The organism is Sporolactobacillus sp. BBK16-2 (assembly GCF_059878335.1).
This window is the reverse complement of record NZ_CM187611.1, coordinates 1,299,995-1,318,829: the sequence shown is the minus strand read 5'-3', so window position 1 is coordinate 1,318,829 and position 18,835 is coordinate 1,299,995. Positions and strand designations below refer to the sequence as shown.

The 18,835-nt window shown below is 43.3% G+C and carries 21 protein-coding genes; 10 read left to right on the top strand and 11 right to left on the bottom strand.

Going from position 1 to position 18,835, the window contains the following annotated elements; genetic code table 11:
• Positions 1–116 precede the first annotated feature (116 nt).
• Positions 117–254, top strand: coding sequence for a protein YkzB (gene ykzB / locus AC6F33_RS06575; RefSeq protein WP_255749625.1), 138 nt, complete (start codon positions 117–119; stop codon positions 252–254).
• A gap of 63 nt (positions 255–317) precedes the next feature.
• Positions 318–488 carry a Fur-regulated basic protein FbpA gene (locus AC6F33_RS06570; protein WP_255749626.1) on the top strand — a complete coding sequence of 57 codons (171 nt, stop codon included), beginning with the start codon at positions 318–320 and terminating at the stop codon, positions 486–488.
• A gap of 33 nt (positions 489–521) precedes the next feature.
• Here AC6F33_RS06570 and AC6F33_RS06565 read toward each other — a convergent pair whose 3' ends face one another.
• On the bottom strand, positions 522–1,097 hold the full coding sequence (locus AC6F33_RS06565; protein WP_255749627.1) for an RBBP9/YdeN family alpha/beta hydrolase: 576 nt from the start codon (positions 1,095–1,097) through the stop codon (positions 522–524).
• A 257-nt stretch (positions 1,098–1,354) separates the two neighbouring features.
• Positions 1,355–1,960, bottom strand: a complete 606-nt coding sequence (locus tag AC6F33_RS06560; RefSeq protein WP_255749628.1) for a phosphatidylglycerophosphatase A family protein — start codon at positions 1,958–1,960, stop codon at positions 1,355–1,357.
• Positions 1,961–2,504: 544 nt separating this feature from the next.
• Between AC6F33_RS06560 and AC6F33_RS06555 the strand changes: the two genes are divergently transcribed.
• On the top strand, positions 2,505–3,188 hold the full coding sequence (locus tag AC6F33_RS06555) for a DUF421 domain-containing protein (RefSeq protein ID WP_480947490.1): 684 nt from the start codon (positions 2,505–2,507) through the stop codon (positions 3,186–3,188).
• An 85-nt stretch (positions 3,189–3,273) separates the two neighbouring features.
• Here AC6F33_RS06555 and AC6F33_RS06550 read toward each other — a convergent pair whose 3' ends face one another.
• The gene (locus AC6F33_RS06550) at positions 3,274–4,269 is read right to left on the bottom strand and encodes a hypothetical protein (protein WP_480947491.1); all 996 of its coding nucleotides are present in this window, start codon (positions 4,267–4,269) and stop codon (positions 3,274–3,276) included.
• A 161-nt stretch (positions 4,270–4,430) separates the two neighbouring features.
• Positions 4,431–5,567, bottom strand: a complete 1,137-nt coding sequence (locus AC6F33_RS06545; protein WP_480947492.1) for a BMQ_0737 family morphogenetic spore coat protein — start codon at positions 5,565–5,567, stop codon at positions 4,431–4,433.
• 226 nt (positions 5,568–5,793) lie between these two features.
• Between AC6F33_RS06545 and AC6F33_RS06540 the strand changes: the two genes are divergently transcribed.
• Complete coding sequence (locus AC6F33_RS06540; RefSeq protein WP_255749632.1) at positions 5,794–6,096, top strand: hypothetical protein; 303 nt, start codon at positions 5,794–5,796, stop codon at positions 6,094–6,096.
• Between the two features lie 54 nt (positions 6,097–6,150).
• Positions 6,151–6,390: a hypothetical protein gene (locus AC6F33_RS06535; protein WP_255749633.1), complete on the top strand. Its 240-nt coding sequence runs from the start codon at positions 6,151–6,153 to the stop codon at positions 6,388–6,390.
• A gap of 6 nt (positions 6,391–6,396) precedes the next feature.
• Here the strand turns inward: AC6F33_RS06535 and fabI are convergent, their stop codons facing one another.
• Positions 6,397–7,173: an enoyl-ACP reductase FabI gene (gene fabI, locus AC6F33_RS06530; protein ID WP_255749634.1), complete on the bottom strand. Its 777-nt coding sequence runs from the start codon at positions 7,171–7,173 to the stop codon at positions 6,397–6,399.
• A 293-nt stretch (positions 7,174–7,466) separates the two neighbouring features.
• On the opposite strand from fabI, the gene AC6F33_RS06525 reads away from it, so the two are divergent.
• Entirely contained in the window at positions 7,467–8,633 is a 1,167-nt protein-coding gene (locus AC6F33_RS06525; protein ID WP_255749635.1) for an FtsW/RodA/SpoVE family cell cycle protein, read from the top strand.
• A gap of 127 nt (positions 8,634–8,760) precedes the next feature.
• The gene (prpE, locus tag AC6F33_RS06520) at positions 8,761–9,501 is read left to right on the top strand and encodes a bis(5'-nucleosyl)-tetraphosphatase PrpE (protein ID WP_480947495.1); all 741 of its coding nucleotides are present in this window, start codon (positions 8,761–8,763) and stop codon (positions 9,499–9,501) included.
• On the opposite strand, the gene AC6F33_RS06515 is transcribed toward prpE, so the two are convergent.
• Genes AC6F33_RS06515 through yjbM form a run of 3 tightly spaced genes read right to left on the bottom strand, consistent with a single transcriptional unit; the run spans position 9,482 to position 11,975 of the window.
• On the bottom strand, positions 9,482–10,420 hold the full coding sequence (locus tag AC6F33_RS06515; RefSeq protein ID WP_255749637.1) for an RluA family pseudouridine synthase: 939 nt from the start codon (positions 10,418–10,420) through the stop codon (positions 9,482–9,484). The genes prpE and AC6F33_RS06515 overlap by 20 nt on opposite strands.
• 32 nt (positions 10,421–10,452) lie before the next feature.
• On the bottom strand, positions 10,453–11,292 hold the full coding sequence (locus AC6F33_RS06510; RefSeq protein ID WP_500778139.1) for an NAD kinase: 840 nt from the start codon (positions 11,290–11,292) through the stop codon (positions 10,453–10,455).
• Between the two features lie 56 nt (positions 11,293–11,348).
• Entirely contained in the window at positions 11,349–11,975 is a 627-nt protein-coding gene (gene yjbM, locus AC6F33_RS06505; RefSeq protein ID WP_304654946.1) for a GTP diphosphokinase, read from the bottom strand.
• Positions 11,976–12,146: 171 nt separating this feature from the next.
• Between yjbM and AC6F33_RS06500 the strand changes: the two genes are divergently transcribed.
• From AC6F33_RS06500 to AC6F33_RS06490, 3 genes are read left to right on the top strand one after another with little or no spacing between them, the layout of a single operon-like run.
• Complete coding sequence (locus tag AC6F33_RS06500) at positions 12,147–12,731, top strand: CYTH domain-containing protein (protein ID WP_255749639.1); 585 nt, start codon at positions 12,147–12,149, stop codon at positions 12,729–12,731.
• A 7-nt stretch (positions 12,732–12,738) separates the two neighbouring features.
• Entirely contained in the window at positions 12,739–13,473 is a 735-nt protein-coding gene (locus AC6F33_RS06495) for a lytic transglycosylase domain-containing protein (RefSeq protein WP_500777987.1), read from the top strand.
• 16 nt (positions 13,474–13,489) lie between these two features.
• Positions 13,490–13,654, top strand: a complete 165-nt coding sequence (locus AC6F33_RS06490) for a hypothetical protein (RefSeq protein ID WP_480947496.1) — start codon at positions 13,490–13,492, stop codon at positions 13,652–13,654.
• Positions 13,655–13,724: 70 nt separating this feature from the next.
• Here AC6F33_RS06490 and AC6F33_RS06485 read toward each other — a convergent pair whose 3' ends face one another.
• The 3 genes from AC6F33_RS06485 to AC6F33_RS06475 form a co-directional block, all read right to left on the bottom strand.
• Complete coding sequence (locus tag AC6F33_RS06485) at positions 13,725–15,419, bottom strand: M3 family oligoendopeptidase (RefSeq protein WP_480947497.1); 1,695 nt, start codon at positions 15,417–15,419, stop codon at positions 13,725–13,727.
• Between the two features lie 204 nt (positions 15,420–15,623).
• Positions 15,624–16,970: an ISLre2 family transposase gene (locus tag AC6F33_RS06480; protein WP_255749778.1), complete on the bottom strand. Its 1,347-nt coding sequence runs from the start codon at positions 16,968–16,970 to the stop codon at positions 15,624–15,626.
• 486 nt (positions 16,971–17,456) lie between these two features.
• Positions 17,457–18,713, bottom strand: a complete 1,257-nt coding sequence (locus AC6F33_RS06475) for an MFS transporter (RefSeq protein ID WP_255749748.1) — start codon at positions 18,711–18,713, stop codon at positions 17,457–17,459.
• Positions 18,714–18,835 lie beyond the last annotated feature (122 nt).

Sequence of the window (18,835 nt, the reverse complement as noted above, 5' to 3'; positions counted from 1 at the left end):
TTCCCATACATCAATCGGCATGTGAGAATTAATGACAAATGAATGGACGAAATAATTCATCCCGTTTAAACTAATAGATGGGTTATGTACGACGAATGGCTATAGGAGGCTTCTCAATGGAACAGGAAAAAGCGGCAAGTTTAGCAAAACGCATTATTCAGCTTGATCTGAAACGTGACGAATTACTGGAAGAATTAATTATGGTCAGCGGTAATGAGGCACTTGAACTATTAAGGCGTGTCCAAAATGCATAAATAAATTTCTTTACCTGCTCACGTGTGATCGAATATTTTTATAAAAGACAAGAGGTGTGGGTGATGACTGATACACTCACAAAAAATTACGAAGAGAAGAAGAATAATCTCATCGGCAAGATGCTGGATCATGGGATTTTTAAATTTAAAAATCATCAACTCTATGAGCTCTCCTTAACCGAGCTCGAGATTGCTTACAAAAGGTATTTGAAAGATAACTCATATATGAAATAAGCCAGAGGGCTTCCGCCTCTGGCTTATTTTTTCTCAAACCGTTGTGCATGGCCAATATGCAGCATCTTCTAAGCAAAAACGAAGTATCCACGGCCATGGTCCGTACCCTGATTGGATATTAATATGCCCTTGCTCAGGAAAAATCAAACAAGGCACATGAAAGTCAAAATACTGTTTCATTTCCTCTTGGGGCAGAAAGCGGTCATTGGTTGATAAAATTAGTAATGTTTTCTTTGCAATGCTCGGTAATGAAGCTTTATCTTTTGGAAGCGGAAAAAAGTTTTGAATTTCTGGGTTGTCCAAATGCTCAGATGGCGGACAGACCATGATTACTCGATCGACCTTTCTTGCGTTATGCTGTGATGCATAATGGATCCAAAGGATACAGCCCAGACTATGTGTCACCACTACCAAGGGTTCATCTTTAGGAATCTCATCTATGGTCTCTTCAAGACAGTTGATCCAACTTTCTCTTACCGGATGATCCCACTGAGGAAATTGAGGAAACCAGACACGCTCTCCCCTTTTTTTCAATTCTTTAGTCAGCCACTCTTGCCAATGTCCGCTCGTACTGCCGCCAAGCCCATGTAGCACAAGAAAACAGGTCATATTCAGCACCTCATCAGTTAATTACGTTACCTCATAAAGAAAAAATTTTCTTGCCGAGTCCTTGGACACCGGCTGAACTCCCACATTATGTACAACGACATGCACGCAGTTAGCGGAAGTTTCTTCGAAGTTCTTCTTCTCTTTTCTTATACTAGGCACCCGCTAATTTCTTACTCTTTTGCGTTTTCTTTTTGTATTAAAAATCCGTTTAATACATTATATCATCAAATAAGCGGATCCAAGAGATCCGGATCCGCTTATTTTCTATTAGATTGCGAAACACGTTTTTCTTCGTCATCTCTTACTCGATGTGCAAGTCGGCTCGAAGCGTCCGCTGCAATGCTTGCAATCAAATCATCAAGGAATGTGTTGACTTTGCCCTCTTTTTCAAGATCCAGTCGGCCGATGATTTTAGGCTTCACTTTATCCAAATAGCCAAAAGTCGTAGCTGCAATACTGCCGAAACTGGACACAGCACCAAGCGCAATCGTTTCATCTACGCCGAACAAGCCTTCATCCTGATCAACAAGTGACTGCAAAGGTTCAGACAACAGTTTTTTTTCGGCAAGACGATCCAGTTCTATTCCTACGAGGATTGCATGCTGCAACTCTCTTTTGGCAAGTACCCCTTGAACATTCTCCACACATGTATCAATCGTCAATCCGGACATAAATGGCTTCTGTAAATCCAAAACGATTTCAGCAATGTCCTCAACGGTGACACCACGCTCGGCCAAAGCTGCTTCAACAGCATTGGCAATGGCCTGAGACGTCACTCTTTTTTTATGTGCCGAATAAAAGGTAGCACCCTTCGGCAGCCCCGGTGCGTAGGTCATGCTTTTTGAAAAAGGTTGTTCATTCATTCATCTTTTCTCCTTCCAAAGACAGATCAAGACTCGTCATTCTGTTCATTATTGAATTTTTGCATACGGCTGATTCAGCCGCTCCAAAACAAAATACGACCGAAAAGAACGTATAAGGCGCAGATCATTCATTAGGATTATTAAAGAAAGCACCAAAACAGTCGCAATAGGCTGATCTATACTGCTGAACGCCCAAAATTGCGTAATCCGCCTTCTTTCATTTTATGCTGAAGAACAAAAAGAAATGACGGAAGACTGACAAAGTCACAAAAGTGTTGTAAAAAGCACGTCAAAATGGTTTGCTCGCTCATCGAGAGACTGCAACGTTATCATAGCGTAATCACCCTGTCCAAGCAAGGACGAGCTAAAAACGGCTCTATTTCTGTATGAGAACCTTGATTTTCTTTTTATTCACAAGACACGTGCACTATTTATTTTGAGATCATTTTTTCTTCCGTAATCGTATAAAATCTGTTGCTTTCTCTAAAACTAAATGAGCTTTGTTGTCAGCATGACAGCTGAATCCGGAAGGTGGTATGCGCCCATGAAGGAATTTATCTCCATTTGCATTGAATTAAGTGTCGGATTGTTCGCCCTGCTTCTTCTTACAAAAGTTATGGGCCGGGCATCAATGTCTGAGTCGACTCCCTTTGACTTCATTTCAATGATCGTTGTTGGTGATTTTGTCAGCGATGCAATCTATGATCCGCAAACTCATGTTTTCAAGGTTATTTTTACGATTCTGTTTTGGGGGATTTTGATTTATCTTATTGATATTATTACATTGAAATACCATCAATCACGCGGTTTCTTCGAGAGTCAGCCCGCCTTAATAATCAATAAGGGGCAAATAGATCGGAAAATAATGAAAAAAAACCGTATCGACATGAATCATCTGCAAATGCTTCTACGGGATCGGGATATTTTCTCGTTGCGTGAAATTGAATTTGCTATACTGGAGCCGAACGGTAAAATCTCCGTTATTCGAAAATCAGAATATGAACAAACAAAGCGCAAAGATTTGAAACTCGCTGACGAAGCGGTATCTCTTCCAATCACATTAATCAGTGACGGAACGATTATTGAGAAAAATTTGCCTTTAATCGGTAAAACAGAAGCGTGGCTAATTGACGAGCTGAAAAAACGCTCCATTGAGGAGCCAAGTCAAATCATGATCGCCGAATGGCGAAATGAGGACGGGCTGTTCCTTCAAAGGATACATTCTTAAACCCCAAAAGGTGTATAACTATTCCAAAATTTGCTGGCTCTAGACTCACCTGCAAATGCCAAATGACCATCATATCCTATGCCATTCAGTCGATATCACTTTTCTGCTCATGAAACGATGTGTTCACAACAATTTCATTACCGCACCTGACCTTATACACATTGTCTCCAAAGAAAACAAAGCACTCAATGCGTACAGAATCCAAGTAGCTGTGATCAATAGGTATTTGAAAATTAGTAAACGCCGTCGATTGCTTTGGGTTTATAACGAGTGAATCAGATGGCCTCACCCATATTTCCCCAGACTCATTCTTCTCGCTCCCATCCTCCGTGTCCAAAATTACCCAAACATTTTCTTCTTGTTCGCCTTCCGCTAAAGGCAAATCTTCTTCGTGAACGACATGCCCTTTTAGTGCAGCAATATCTCCCGGATGAAAACGGAAGCAGATTGTCGGCGTATCCAGAGGCAGCGAGCCTGTATTTTCAATGAGCACATCCCCTTGAATCAAACTTTTCTTCCCGCTCAGAATCCAAACGTAATTAATATAGGAAACAGCTCCGTATTTTACTGGATGATGACTGTCCGCATTTGGAACGGGAAGCGTCTCTGTTCGTTTGCGCTCGTTTTTTAACCGATGTTCCAGTATTGCCAGCCGTTTTTCATAGGCTTCAATTCGTCTGTTTTTATCATTAATTTCTGTTTGCACTTCACCAAGCAAGCGTTCATAACCTTGGACACGGCGATGATATTCATCACTTGATAAATCAGATTTCGACCGCTGATTCTGCTTCATCATTTCAATGGTTGCTTCAGCGGAATCAAGCTTTTCCTGAATCTCTTGTTCATGCTGTTTCAGAGTCTCATAATCCTTGTTCAAGCTGGATAGTTGGTGCTTGAGCTTCTCATAACTCTTGTCAACTGCTTTTGTTTTTGCTGTTTTTTCATCCAGCTCTTTTTTTAACTGTGCAACTTCTTCCTTGGCGAAGATCATGCTTTGCTCCAATTTTAGCGCCTTATTCCGATAAAATTTCTGCCTGTCTTCCAATGAAGCTATTGTTAACATGTCCTTTTGGCTGGTCATGACTGGCGCCTCCCGAAAAATGTCATCACTGAAACCAGTATATGAAGGAATAGCTCGTCCATTGCTTGCCCATCTTTTTTTCTACTCAATGTGTCAGTTTTGAAGAAAAGTAAATAAAAAAAATAGAGAGTGAACAAATCACTCCCTACGTCCAATCATGCTTAGCCGAGATTTATTTTGATATTTCCTTCGTCTACTTCGACCAATCCAGTCGCAAATGTTACTTTTCCACTCTTTTTATTAATAAGCTTCAGACTGAATTTATCTTGACCGTTTCCATCAGCCAGATCAAGTTCAAATCCTACTTCTTTATCATCGGCATGACCGACGCCGGAAATTTTTAGAATAGAATAGCCATTCTTTTCAAAAGCATCAAGTGAAGAAGGATCAAAGCGGTCAGCCTCAAATGTAAAGTCCTTATCATGCTTGTCATCATCAAGGTCTTTGTATTTGAATTTTAGACTGCTTTCATCAAGATCATCACTGTCAATTGCGACTTTGATCGCTGCACGGCCATCGTACTCACATTCATCAGTTACGGGACCGGATGCTTCTCCTCGTGCACTGACCGTATGATGCTTCCTTGGGAAGATATCATCGCATTCTTCTGGAAAATCAGGTGTCGGGCACGGATCATCGTAATCCGGATCATCTACGCGGATATCATTGCCACGCGGTTTGCAGAATTTAGCCTGAACAGACAGTTTAACCTCTGCCTCAACCTGAATATCAGCACAGAAGAATACTTTCAGTCTAATAAATGGCGGGAACGGTCCATTGAGAATAACCGCATTATCTAGAATGCGTGCTGAGATTTTCGATACTCTGCAAAGAAGATCCGTTCCTTTCGGATAGCAAAGCGCAAACGGCTCAAGAGCGCTGACATCCGTTTTCAGTTTAGTGACCACTTCTCCCTCTCTGTCGACAACAAGAACAGTAATTGTTGCCGTGAACAGAATAGTGACAAGCTGAGCACTCACTTCTTGCCCATAAAGATGTCCTTCTACAGATTGTTTGCCGCCAACCTGCTCGCAAAAGAAATCTTTATGCTCACCTTTTTTTACCTCACTATTGTCGAGCGGAAATAAAGGCGGAGTTTTCGGTGTTTTAACCACTACGCGCAGTGGTCTTCTACTTGGGTCGGCCAAAGCGCATTCAATGTCTTCAAGCTGCGCTTCAGTAAACTGAAGTTTTAATTTTGTACCGATTTTGTCCGTAACCCAGTCGTAGACCTTGGGAACTCTGATACATTCATCCTTAAGCCTGCTTTTTGGCTTGGAGATTAGTTTACTTCCCATTTAAAACCTTCCTTTCTGTCAAATGTAAAAAAACATGGTTGGTTGTTTCCCTACATAGTATGGGTATGGCACGGGGATTGGCACAATTATGACTGCCCATTTTTTGTGCGGATAACTAGAAAAGTTCAGGGAACTGTTCAACTAGTGACGATGATCATCCGTAATAATTTTTCTCTTGAAGCAAAAGGTACGGATGGTCGCCTAAATAATATAGGAGGTGAACGGCTTGAATAACAATCATGAAGTTCAGGGAGAAAAGCAAAAGCTAAGTTCTATTCGGCACGTAAAATGGCCGACATGGCCGAGTAAGAAAAAAACTGCATCTCATCCAGAACAGAAGCAGCTAGCAGAAAAACAGCCTCAGATCGATGACCAGATTTCCCCTGCATTTGATGAACAAGACCCAGAATCAAGCAGTGAATCGATCCATCCTTTTCATCATGAGGAGGATGATCTGCATTCCGTCGAAATTGATCCTTTCCATATTAACAGCGATGATCGCCCATACGATCCGCCGCATTCTGAATAAAATGATGAAGGACAAAGAAAAAGGAGATGCGTTCGGTGAGTAGAGAAGAAGCTGATGAACAAATTCATGATAATCAGCAAAAAAACAAAGCTGATGATTTTTTTGAAGCCCCGAAGAAAAGAAAAAGCAGTTGCAGTACTTGCGGTCACGTCACTTGGCGGCCAAAAAACAATTAAAGAAAGAAAAAACGGTACCCATTCTCTCTATAGAGAAACGGATACCGTTTTTTTCTGTTCCACAAATAAGAAAGTGAAATTTAAGGTAATCATGAATTCGCCCAATGCAAAGTCATGAAGCTATTCAGATGCTAATGATGTTGAATCCTGCATCAACATGAATGGTTTCACCGGTAATATTCTTAGAAAGATCGCTGAATAGGAAAAGTGCGGTATTGCCGACATCTTCAGGACTAATCGAACGGCGAAGCGGTGCTTTCTCCTCAATAACCTTCAAAACACCATTGAAATCAGAAATTCCTTTTGCCGAAAGTGTACGGATCGGTCCGGCAGAAATGCCGTTCACACGAATATTATCCTTGCCAAGATCATTTGCCAAATACTTTACACTTGCATCCAAGCTGGCTTTTGCTACACCCATAACATTATAGTTTCTAACAACGCGTTCGCCGCCGAGATAGGTCATAGTGACAACGCTTCCACCCTCAGTCATCAAGCCTTTTGCTTCTTTAAGCACAGCAGTTAATGAATAGGCACTGACATTCTGCGCAAGCAGAAAACCGTCACGCGTCGTGTTCATATAGTCGCCGTCAAGTTCTTCCTTTTTGGCGAAGGCGATGCAATGAGCAAGTCCGTCAATTTTGCCGACATCTTCTTTAATTTTTGCAAATGTCGCTTTGATCTCTTCGTCAATCGTGACGTCACACGAATAGAAAAGACTGTCCTTCCCATCAAGTGTTGCCGCCAGCTTTTCCACAGATTCGCGAAAGCGTTCGTTATTGTACGTAAAAATGAGTCTAGCTCCGGCACGATCAAGTGCCTGCGCAATACCCCATGCGATGCTGCGTTTATTAGCAACACCCATAACTACATATGTACGCCCTTTAAGCGTTAATTCCATGTCCAATCCTCCCTATAGATCACGTCAATCCAATGGCTATTATATCATGAAAGAACGCCTGCGTCCTTTCATGCTTAGGTCTGCAGTCATTGATTCTCAAAATCCGCTAAAAAAGAGAATGTATAATCGAATACTTGTATAGCCCTTGCATTCAGAAATACAGTATATCTGCATTTTACTTGATCCATCTAAATGTTTCTTTTTTTCATGCTTTACGCTATCATGATTAAGTATTACCGATGTATTACTATAAGTTACCTCCACGAAACTTTTTTCAGAAGAAGGACAGACTCATGTTGAACAGAGATTCCCTTGCAAAAATAGATTATACGTTGTTTTTTATCATTTTCTTGTTCGCCTGCATCAGCTATTTATCAATCTCTATGGCTCCGCTCAAATCCGGTGCGCCTGCTCTAAGCATGGCTCACCGTCAAATTGCATGGTACATTGTCAGCATATTCATTGCTATTGGTATCATGTTCTTTGATTATGATCGTCTGAAACGGATGCACTGGATTTTTTATGGAATCGGAATGACACTGCTTTTAGGTCTCACCTTCGCCCAACTGGGTGTGCCGATTCCAATGGTCGATAAGTCTCACGGAGCCATGAGCTGGTATGCGCTCCCCGGTATCGGACAGCTGCAGCCTTCCGAGTTCATGAAATTATTTATGATTGTATCCATAGCTACAACGATTGATAAACATAATGAAGAATATTCGATTCGAGGACTAAGGGAGGACATGCTGCTGCTCGGCAAAATTGCGCTTGTATCCTTTCCTCCTTTTATGCTGGTCTTTGCTCAGCCGGACCTTGGAACCGCACTCGTCATGTTCAGTATCATCGTTTCCATGACCTCGGTCAGCGGCATCAATTGGAAACTGATTTTAGGCATTTTTGCATCGATTATCTGTGGATTAGCTTTTTTCGCCATCAGCTGGTTCCACTTTCCTGAAATCATTAATATTTTCCTTAAATCGCACCAAAAGGATCGTTTTTTAGCTTGGCAGGATCCGCAGCGTTATTCTTCTGATGTAGGCTACCAGTTGATCCAGTCTCTTAAATCCATTGGTTCCGGAGAATTTTTCAATTACCGGTTTAACTCGTCAATTACCTTGCCTGAGTCCTATAATGACTTTATATTCGCTGTAATTGGCGGGAGTTTCGGTTTCATTGGCGCGGTAACGGTCATCTTGCTGTTCTTTCTGTTTGTTTCCCGAGTAATCAAAGCAGCTGTTGAAACGCACGACCCATTTGGAAGTTATATTTGTACCGGGATCGTCGGCATGGTCATGTTTCAGGTATTTGAAAATATCGGCATGACCATTCAAGTCATGCCCGTCACCGGGATCACCTTGCCTTTTCTAAGTTATGGAGGAAGTTCGCTGCTTGCCAGCATGATCTGTGTCGGTATTGTTCAAAGCGTACGAATGCAAACACAAAAGTTCATGTTTTCCTAACAGCCGCGGTCAGCGGCTGTTTTTTTTACAAGCAGTCAGCGGCAAAATGATAAGAAATATCAGCAATGATTCGTTTAAAGTAAGTTGGGAAAAATAGTATTGAATACGTAATTGAGGGATGATATACATGTACGATGTGATTGGTGATATCCATGGCTGTCTCACAGAATTTACTCAATTGACAGAGAAACTCGGTTATCGATGGGTACATCAACTGCCCATCCACCCTGAGCAAAGAACACTTGTTTTTGTCGGCGATATCACGGATCGCGGTCCGTCTTCCGTTGAAATGATCCGAATTGTTGCCAATTTAGTAGAGCAAGGGCTTGCCTTGTACGTTCCCGGCAATCACTGCAATAAGTTGTACCGGCTCCTGATTGGAAGAAACGTACAGGTCGCGCACGGACTTGAAACAACCGTACAAGAACTCAACCAATTGGACAATCGCCATCGTGAACAGATATCGGAACAATTTATCGCACTCTACAAAAAATCGCCGCTGATTCTTTACCTCGATCAGCAGCAATTAGTTGTTTGTCATGCAGGCGTGCAGGAAAATAATTTATTTAAACCGCTCACGAGTGCGATGAAATCCTTTGCTCTGTACGGTGATACTACAGGAAAAAAAGATGCAAATGGACTTCCTGAACGGCGCGATTGGGCAAGACAGTACCACGGTAAACCTCTGATTGTATATGGCCATACTCCGGTGGTGAGACCGCGCTGGAAAAATCATACGTTGAACTTAGATACCGGATGCGCGTTTGGCGGTATGCTGAGCGCACTACGCTATCCAGAAATGAAACTGGTTGCTGTTCCATCCTCCATGCCGCGAATCTCGGATCGCTTCAGATCGTTTCCAGATTGATTGGATTTGCTAGAAGTGTCTGCATATCGTCTGGACACTGTTTATGCAGATGGATCGGCTCGCCGGTAAACGGATGTATAAAGGAGACTTCAAAACTATGCAGTGCCTGTCGTTCAATCCGCTCTAACGTTCCACCATACAGATCATCACCCAAAAGCGGATGCCCAATTGATGCGAAATGAACACGGATCTGATGTGTTCTCCCGGTCTGCAGCCGCACGGCGACGAGTGTCCAGTTACTATATCGCTCAAGCACCTTGTAATGAGTAATTGACCGTCGACCATTCTGCCAATCGACCATTCGCTCAATTGCACTTCCCGCACGGCGGCCGATCGGTGCATCGATTACACCCTGATCCTGGTGCACCGTTCCCTCGACACATGCCAGATATCTGCGATGGATTTCTTTCTTCTTCTGCATCTTAAAAAAGCGCTCATGACTGAAGCGATGCTTGGCAACTAACATCAAGCCGGATGTGTTGCGATCCAGTCGATTAATAATATGGACGGTTGACGCAAGATTTTCTTCTTTAAAATAACGCAGCAAGCCGTTTGCTAACGTTCCGGACGGATATTGATGAGATGGAATAACAGGTATTCCTGCCGGTTTATTCACAATGAGGACAACATCATCTTCGTATACAATATCGAGTGGCATTGACTCATCGGAAAGAAACTCACTCGGCATCTCCGGTGGAAAGACAATGGTTAGCTTCTCACCCTTCTGAAGTACATGACGCACGGAACGTTCCTCACCGTCAACTAGTAATTTACCGCCTTTATATTTAATTGCGGACAACGCACGCCGTGATACTTTGATTTCTTTTTTTAGATAATCGCGCATAACCATTCCCTGTTCAGCAGAACTCATGGTTTTCACTATGGTATAACACTGCTTCTCCATTTTATTCGGAACCATATATTCCTCATTCACGTCCTTATCTTAGATAACTAGCCAATAAACGAATCACGTACGCGGCGCCAAAATGGAAAACGGCGAAAACGAGCAAAGCGGATTTTTTCTTCTGCGACGCCAAATTCAATCTGTTTCACTTGATCATGGACACTTGATAAATGATCCACTGAAAGAGTAAAGGATTTGTCCATGACCGGCATGACCTGACAACGGTGATGCTCAGGCATTATGAGTGGTGAGCCCACCGTTCGATAAACCCGATTATTAATCGATGCGATCTCAGTCAACTGGATTGAAGAAAGTGAGGGGTGAATAATCGCTCCGGACAGTCCCTTGTTGTAAGCTGTGGAACCTGTCGGTGTAGAAAAACACAGCCCATCTCCTCTAAAACTCTCAAATTTTTCACCCTTGATCATCACATCCGCAACAAGCAGCCCTTCAACACTGCGCACCGTACATTCATTTAATGCCAAAAAATGTTTCGATTGCGTACTGTCCATGAAATCAACGGCAATACGCAGAAGCGGATACTCAACCATATCAAAGCTTTTTTCAATGACTGATTGAATAAGACCGTCAACCTCTTCAGCGGTCCAATCGGCATAAAAGCCTAAATGTCCGGTATGCAGCCCTACAAATGCCGTTTTACTCAAGCGATCAGAATAGCGATGAAAAGCCTGAAGCAGCGTACCGTCACCGCCAACTGAAATAACAAGGTCCGGTTCCATGTCATCATAGATGAGCTTGTGCAGCGTCAATTGCTCAAAAATGCGCTTCCGCAACGCAGAAGAGAGCTCATCTCCTCTTTTTTCAATCGCAAATTTTTTTAAGCTGCCAGCGGGAACACTCTTTATGTACCGCGGTTTTTGTTCCATCTCGCCATAACCTTCTTCCAACTTATTCATTGCGGATCTACGTCCTGCTCTAAGGCTTATTTTTCTTCATCAGCGTTTTTCTGAAGAAAACGCAGCTGGGCTACACGAATTTCATCTCTAATTTGGGACATTTCCTCATCTAGACGAAAGGCAGCCTCAGCGGCACTGAGCAGCCTTTTTTTTACATCAATCGGTATTTTCCCATTATATTTATAGTTCAATGAATGCTCAATCGTCGCCCAAAAATTCATTGCCAGCGTGCGTACCTGAATTTCAACCAAGATCTTCTTCTCACCGCTCACTGTCTGCACAGGATACTGAACAACAACATGATAAGAACGGTAACCGCTTTTTTTCTTCTCATTGATATAATCACGTTCTTCGACCACCACTAAATCCGTGCGGCCACGAATCAGTCGTACAACCCGGTGTATATCATCCACAAATTGGCACATGACACGTATCCCGGCAAGATCCTGCATTTGTGTATTCAACTGAGCCAGCGGCATCCCTTTTCGTCGCGCTTTCTCCATAATACTCGGTATCGGTTTTACTCTGCCTGTAACAAATTCAATCGGTGAATTTTCCGAGGTCACCTCATAAAGATCACGATAGCCGCGCAATTTAACTTTAAGTTCATCTACTGCTTGCTTGTAGGGCGCAAGGAATATATCCCACTCCATTCCAATCACTCCATCTGGTCAAAGACAAGAACAACGTGTCGTCATTAATGCTGCTCGTCCACCTGAAAATTTACTTCGGTCTGTTGTTTCTTCACACCCATTATGTCATAATTTAGAGGAAGTTACGAGTATCTGCTTTAGCACCATAGATGAGGGCGGGGCGTAAGACAAATGGCTCAGGAATTGGAAATTGAATATAAGAATATGTTGACAGGTGATGAATTTTCCAAACTTTGTACGGTATTTGGACTGAAAACAACCTCGTTTTTCAAACAAGTAAATTATTATTTTGACACCCCCACCTTCGCTTTGATGAATAAAAAAACGGTCCTGCGTATCCGAGAAGTCGGAAAACAGCATGACTTTACATTAAAACAACCGCATAACGGCGTTATTCTTGAGACTCATCAAGAGCTTGATGATGAAGAAAGCCGATCCATGATCCAGCTTGGGATCGTTCCTCCCGGTGAAATCGAACAAGCGATCACAAAAGTAGGCGTGGATGCAGATCAGCTTGTGCTCATTGGCGAATTGACAACGAAACGCTGTCAATTCCCCTACCAATCCGGTAAATTGTTTCTGGATCACAGCTTATACTTAGATCATAATGATTACGAGTTAGAATATGAAGCGGCAGATCAAGGTTCAGGATCGGACATCTTCAATACATTGCTTCTTGAACACTCAATACCCCGCAGGGCATCAAAAAGTAAAATGATTCGTCTTTTTCAAGCGACACAGGAAAAAAGGAGCTGAACCGGCAATGTCTACTGACACAAACACACTTGCCCAACTTCTATCCATGTCGGTCATGTCCGGCAATCAGATTTTCTCTGATCAATCCAGTACCTCGTCCGTACAAATGAATACTCAAAGCTCAAATTTGTTCGGCACATTGCTTTCATTAATGATGAATATGGACAGCACAAGTACATCGGGCAGCAACGGATTGAGCAGTTTGAACACTAATCTTTTAAGCCCAGCAGCAATGACTTCTGATCCGTCACTTGCCACGGATTCAAGTACAGCATCCGATCAGTTGCTGTGGCAGCAGTTCTCTTCCTCTGTCTCGCCATTGTCGATGAAGAACCCATCTTCCACCACCGGCGGCACATCAGATTATAATGAAATCATTCAGGCAATGAGCAAGAAGTACTCTGTTGATGCCAACCTGATTCGATCCGTTATTGACGCTGAGTCCGGCGGCAATCCGAATGCTGCCAGTGCGGCTGGCGCGCAAGGACTCATGCAGCTGATGCCCGGAACAGCAACAGGACTGGGAGTCACTAATGCTTTTGATCCTGTCCAAAATATTGAAGGCGGAACTAAATATCTGCGCAAACTGCTTGATCGTTTTAACGGAAATTATTCGCTTGCCTTGGCTGCTTACAACGCAGGATCAGGTAATGTAGAAAAATACGGCGGAATCCCTCCATTTGCCGAAACACAAGCTTACGTGAAAAAAATTATGAGCAAAATCCAAACGGCTAACGTATGAAAGGCGGTACCTTCTTATGGATGAAGAAAAGCTGAAAGCTCTTGAGGCCAAAGTTGATGCTCTTGAAAAAAAGGTTAAAGTTCTTGAAGCAGATAAACAGCGACCATTGATGGGATCGAACGTTTGGGTGCTAGTTCCCGTTGCCGCGATTATCATGTGGGGTTTGCAAGGCCTCTTTTAATTTTTTCAAAAAAAGTTCCCGCATCTTTTGGATACGGGAACTTTTTCTATTCAATGCACATCCATTAGCATTAAAAACTGCTGTCATCAACTTGATCCAGCCAATCAGTCACGGCATGAACAACTGATTCGACACAGCCTTCTTTAAACGGTGATTCCAGACCGGCAGTCTTAACTAATTCCAGGAACGATCTGCTTCCGCCCTGCTTGCACAGATTTAAATAATCTTTCCATGCAGCATCATAATCTTCCTGCGACTTCTTCCAGAACTCAAATGCACATACTTGAGCCAATGTATAGTCGATATAATAGAACGGTGATTCATAGATATGTCCCTGACGCTGCCAAAATCCGCCGCTCTCAAGGAATTCAATGCCGTCATAATCACGGTATGGCAAGTACTTTTTCTCAATAGCCTTCCATGCCTGCTTGCGTTCCGCCGGGGTCATTTCCGGATGTTCATAAACGACGTGCTGAAATTCATCAACACTCACGCCGTAAGGCAGAAATAAGAGCGCATCGCTCAAATGTGAGAATCTGCGTTTATCAGCATCTTCTTTAAAGAACAGATTCATCCACGGCCATGTAAAAAATTCCATGCTCATCGAATGGATTTCTGCACCCTCAAAAGTTGGCCAGCGATATTCAGGAATTTCAGTATGTGTTGAATAAACCTGAAATGCATGACCAGCCTCGTGTGTCAAGACATCTATATCGCCTGCTGTGCCGTTAAAGTTAGAAAAAATGAATGGTGATTCATAGTCAAAAATATATTCGCAATATCCGCCGCCGGCTTTACCTTTAGTTGCCAGCAGATCCATTAAATGATGATCAAGCATAAACTGGTAAAATTCACCTGTTTCCGCCGACAACTCTGAATACATCTTCTTTCCGTTATCAATGATCCATTCGGCGTCTCCCTTCGGAGCTGCATTACCAGTCGTGAATTGGAACGGCACATCGTAAAATTTTAATTCATCAACATTGATGCGTCTGCGTTGACGTTCATAGAGACGGTTCGCGGCAGGAACCACATATTTGCGAATCTGCTCACGATAATTTTTGACCATATCGCGGTCGTAGCCAATACGAGCCATTCGATAATAGCTGAGATCAGCATAGTTCTTAAATCCAAGTTTATGTGCCATTTCTGTCCTGATTTTCACCAATTGATCATAAATTTCGTCAAACTCTTGTTCATGATCAGTAAAGTAGCCGAAATATGCTTTAAGCGCCGCACTTCTCACTTCACGATCAGGAGATTGCTGGAATGGTGCCAGCTGAGCCAGCGTACATTCCTTGCCTTGAAACGGAATTTTCGCGGCAGCAATTAATTTAGTATACTTTGATGCCCACTTATTTTCTTGCTGCATCAGCGGAATCACTTCAGGTGAAAAGGATTTGAGCTGTGCTTCGGCAAGTGCGAAAAGCTGTCTGCCCCATTTCTTCTCCAGCTCCGCACGAAACGGAGAGGCGAGGAGCAATTTGTAGAACTCGGTCGTTTTCCCTTCAAATATCGGCATCGTTTCATCGGCAAAATCATTCTCATCTTTATAGAAAGGATCCTCCGTGTTGATCGTATGCCTGATTTCAACAAGTCGAAACATTGTGTCCAAATGCGTACGCATGCGATTGATTTCTTCAGCAGAATGTTCCGCTTTATCAAGCGTCTCAGCATTTTTAAATGCGTCAAATGCTTTACTGAATGCTTCTTCGTATTTAGCGACATCCGGTCGTTCGTATTTATAATCTTCAAAAACCGTCACTGCAAAACACCCCTTTTTTAAATCTTTCTTCTCTTTCTTCCTCGTTTTTCCACATCTCAACTATTATATAAAGAAAACTTGGTGAAGCCAAGCGAGAGCGAAGGCTGGGTTGAGTCAAGCAATTGTAGGCAGAAATTTTTATGACTAGGTAAGTAAGCGTATTCACTGTTTTAGGGGTTGTCCTTGTTGAATCTTTGTTGTCTTTTAAAAACCTTTCATCGCCTTCAGTGCCCGGTGCATCGGAATGCCCGACTTACCTTGCAGATACTGTAGGTTGCCTCGTGCCCATTCACCCACGGTATGCGTGACTTTCTCCACGTAGTGTTTCGGCGGTTTTGTCTCGTCCTGCTTGACTTCATTCCAACGGTCCATTCGACCAAACAGCGTTTGGAGACCCATGTGATCCATCTGGGCAGCCAGGCCGTTCATCATCGCCTGTTTCCCTTTCTCGACCCAACTGCGCCCATTTTTCATGCGTTTGGCCAATTGGCTCATCGTCGCTTCCGCACTGCCCATCGTCCGCATCCCGTCCGTGTTAATCGCGAATGTTTCCAGCCATTTTCGATAATCGCCTAATGCTTCCGGATAGTTCTCAAGTTGCTGGATGAGTGCCTCCAGCCGTTCTTCCTGTGTTTCGCTTTCAAGAGTGCCAACCGCACTATTGAGTTCAGTCACCACCGCTGTGCCATCCCAGGCGCGCAAGGCTTTTCGAATGTTTTTGTACCGAGGATGTCCGAAAAACAGACGGCGAATGTCCCGAATCACGTGGAAGCGGTCGATACAAAAGAAGGCGCGATCTCGGAAATAGTCGCGACAAGCCGTTATCCAACTGGCTCCGTCTCCGTTAATGACTAGCTTGTGCACGGTGGGGTCGTAATCATAGGTCTCTGTCAAGAAATCCTCGAGCGCTTCCCAAAATGGCTGCTTCCCTCGGTGGATAAAATGACGCTTCTCTTTCAGTTGGATCCGCTTCCCGTTTTTTTCCCATCCTTGATGGATCTTGGCCACGCGTTCCTCCTTGCCTCGCACGCCTTTTCCCTGATGCTTGACAAACAAACCGTCGACCTCAATAAAAAGAACTTGATGATGGATCGTTTCCTGTGGTTTCGGGATCGGTTTCGTCTCAAGTAGATGTCGCCTAATCGCTTCATGACTGATGACCGAGTAGCCAAGAAACGTCTCCAGAGCCCGGGCTGCCTTGCGATAGGATGGGCCCTGAATCGCCAATTCAATCGCTGCTTCTTCAACCATCGGGCTGAGATGGCCGGGATTTTCAAAGTCCAAATATCGATCCAAGAGATAGACATATTCATTCTTGGTTCGGTCGCGATAGTACGCGCGTTCGACCGTGAGTTCACCGAAAAGGCTGGTGATTTGAAGCCGACGTCTACTCACAAACCGGTACTGTTTTTTATCCCGTTCGTCGGCAATCTGTTGATCCATTTCCTCCAAGAGTTTTTTCATCACTTGAGCAAAGGTTTCCTGTACCTGTCGCCAGATAAGTTGTTCCAGTTGTTTTAAATTCATGTACGCTGTGGTATTCTGTTTCATGAGGGTGCTCCTTCCGAATCGTTGTTGTCAACTTTGATTCTACCAAGGAGTCACCCTCTTTTCCATAGAAATCGCTTCTACTCCCTACCGCGCTACCGCTTGGTGTCCTTGATTTCCAGTTAACGGCGATTGCCATAAACTGGAAATCAAGGCTATTTTTCTGCCTACAAATATTTTACTCCTACCGAAGGCTGAACCCTAGTTGCCCTTATACTTGTTTCCTCTAATCCTTTATCCCTTTTACCATCCTAACGAGTATAAAGAAAACTTGGTGAAGCCAAGCAATAGCGAAGGCTGAACCCTAGTTGCCCTTATACTTGTTTCCTCTAATCCTTTATCCCTTTTACCATCCTAACGAGTATAAAGAAAACTTGGTGAAGCCAAGCAATAGCGAAGGCGGCCTATTACAGGAGCATAACGTTAATAGAAAAAACCGATGCTCATTCCTTTCGGATTGAACATCGGTTTACTTCATAATCATTTTAGTCAAATGTGCTGTCCCGTAACTTTTTGATGATGATGGCTTGGGTGATGGAGACGGAAACGATGACATTCACCATGTGTTACCAATCTGCGTACATAGTAACATAACAAAATGCCGATCAGACAAAGCATAGATATCGAGGTGACGACCCCACCCCAGCCATACGATTCGAGAAATAATCCACCAACAGGTCCGATAACGCTTGAACCAACATAATAGAACAACAGGTAAAGTGATGAAGATTGTGCTTTCTCACGCCTGTTCGCCAAAATGCCGACCCAGCTGCTCGCAACCGAATGTCCGCCAAAGAAACCAAAGGTAAACATGGCCAAACCGAAAATTTTCAGCACTAGGAATGATGACATCGTAATCAGCAGACCGCAAGTCATCAAAATGATGCACAGTGCAATCACTCCGGAACGACTGGTGTGATCGGAAAGCTTGCCCATCCATGTCGAACTGAATGTACCGACAAGAAAAATGATAAAGACAAATCCAACCACAGTCTGACTTAAATTATACGGTTCTTCCATAAGCGGAATACCAAAATAATTATATACCGTCACAAAGCTCCCCATCAGAATGAACCCAATTAAATAGAGGAAAACAAGTGCCGGTGATTCAATATTTTCAAGGAAACCTGCAGTCGTTCTTTTAATCGACCCGCGTTTCGCATCAAAATGCTTGGACTTCGGTAACAGCATGATGAATAAGGCACCCATCACAAGATTCACCAATCCTAAAATGGCGATCGCCATATTCCAGGAAAACGTGTCACTGAGTGTTCCAACGATCAGCCGACCAGCCAAACCGCCAAGGCTATTGCCGCTGACATAGATGCCGATCACATAGCCAAGCACTTTTTTGTCAAATTCTTCATTGATATAGGCCATCGCAATAGACGGGTAACCGGCAAGCAGCGCACCTTGTATAAAACGAACGGCAATCAAAAGCGGCAAGTATTGGATGAAGCCGACAATAATGGATAGAAACGCCGAAGAAACAAGCGCCAGCACCATCACTTTCTTTCGATCATACATGCCTGAGGTAAATGAAACAAATAATAGAAAAATAGCCAGTGCGCCGGTCGCCGCCGACAAGGTCAAGCTTGCCATAGCCGGCTGCACATGAAATTGAGCGGCAACAACAGCAATGACAGGCTGCGTGCAATAAAGATCAGCGAACATGATAAAGCTTCCCAGAAACAAAGCCACTAATGTCTTTTTAAAGGCTTTACTTTCCGGTGAAATATAATCCATGGAAAATTCCATCCTCTCTGTTTCTCTTTGTAACATCCATACTATGACAATCCCTATTCGTTGTCTAATAAATTATGTGAATGATATTCATGCATAAGGATTTAGAACCGGAGCACCCGATC

What these genes read in the sequence shown, in the direction of transcription:
- AC6F33_RS06550 (WP_480947491.1), bottom strand. Translation starts at nt 4,269, where the DNA reads ATGACCAGCCAAAAGGACATGTTAACAATAGCTTCATTGGAAGACAGG.
- AC6F33_RS06495 (WP_500777987.1), top strand. Translation starts at nt 12,739, where the DNA reads ATGTCTACTGACACAAACACACTTGCCCAACTTCTATCCATGTCGGTC.
- AC6F33_RS06565 (WP_255749627.1), bottom strand. Translation starts at nt 1,097, where the DNA reads ATGACCTGTTTTCTTGTGCTACATGGGCTTGGCGGCAGTACGAGCGGA.
- ykzB (WP_255749625.1), top strand. Translation starts at nt 117, where the DNA reads ATGGAACAGGAAAAAGCGGCAAGTTTAGCAAAACGCATTATTCAGCTT.
- AC6F33_RS06525 (WP_255749635.1), top strand. Translation starts at nt 7,467, where the DNA reads ATGTTGAACAGAGATTCCCTTGCAAAAATAGATTATACGTTGTTTTTT.
- AC6F33_RS06555 (WP_480947490.1), top strand. Translation starts at nt 2,505, where the DNA reads ATGAAGGAATTTATCTCCATTTGCATTGAATTAAGTGTCGGATTGTTC.
- AC6F33_RS06535 (WP_255749633.1), top strand. Translation starts at nt 6,151, where the DNA reads ATGAACAAATTCATGATAATCAGCAAAAAAACAAAGCTGATGATTTTT.
- AC6F33_RS06570 (WP_255749626.1), top strand. Translation starts at nt 318, where the DNA reads ATGACTGATACACTCACAAAAAATTACGAAGAGAAGAAGAATAATCTC.
- AC6F33_RS06515 (WP_255749637.1), bottom strand. Translation starts at nt 10,420, where the DNA reads ATGGTTCCGAATAAAATGGAGAAGCAGTGTTATACCATAGTGAAAACC.
- AC6F33_RS06545 (WP_480947492.1), bottom strand. Translation starts at nt 5,567, where the DNA reads ATGGGAAGTAAACTAATCTCCAAGCCAAAAAGCAGGCTTAAGGATGAA.
- AC6F33_RS06560 (WP_255749628.1), bottom strand. Translation starts at nt 1,960, where the DNA reads ATGAATGAACAACCTTTTTCAAAAAGCATGACCTACGCACCGGGGCTG.
- AC6F33_RS06480 (WP_255749778.1), bottom strand. Translation starts at nt 16,970, where the DNA reads ATGAAACAGAATACCACAGCGTACATGAATTTAAAACAACTGGAACAA.
- AC6F33_RS06500 (WP_255749639.1), top strand. Translation starts at nt 12,147, where the DNA reads ATGGCTCAGGAATTGGAAATTGAATATAAGAATATGTTGACAGGTGAT.
- AC6F33_RS06510 (WP_500778139.1), bottom strand. Translation starts at nt 11,292, where the DNA reads ATGGAACAAAAACCGCGGTACATAAAGAGTGTTCCCGCTGGCAGCTTA.
- prpE (WP_480947495.1), top strand. Translation starts at nt 8,761, where the DNA reads ATGTACGATGTGATTGGTGATATCCATGGCTGTCTCACAGAATTTACT.
- yjbM (WP_304654946.1), bottom strand. Translation starts at nt 11,975, where the DNA reads ATGGAGTGGGATATATTCCTTGCGCCCTACAAGCAAGCAGTAGATGAA.
- AC6F33_RS06475 (WP_255749748.1), bottom strand. Translation starts at nt 18,713, where the DNA reads ATGGATTATATTTCACCGGAAAGTAAAGCCTTTAAAAAGACATTAGTG.
- fabI (WP_255749634.1), bottom strand. Translation starts at nt 7,173, where the DNA reads ATGGAATTAACGCTTAAAGGGCGTACATATGTAGTTATGGGTGTTGCT.
- AC6F33_RS06490 (WP_480947496.1), top strand. Translation starts at nt 13,490, where the DNA reads ATGGATGAAGAAAAGCTGAAAGCTCTTGAGGCCAAAGTTGATGCTCTT.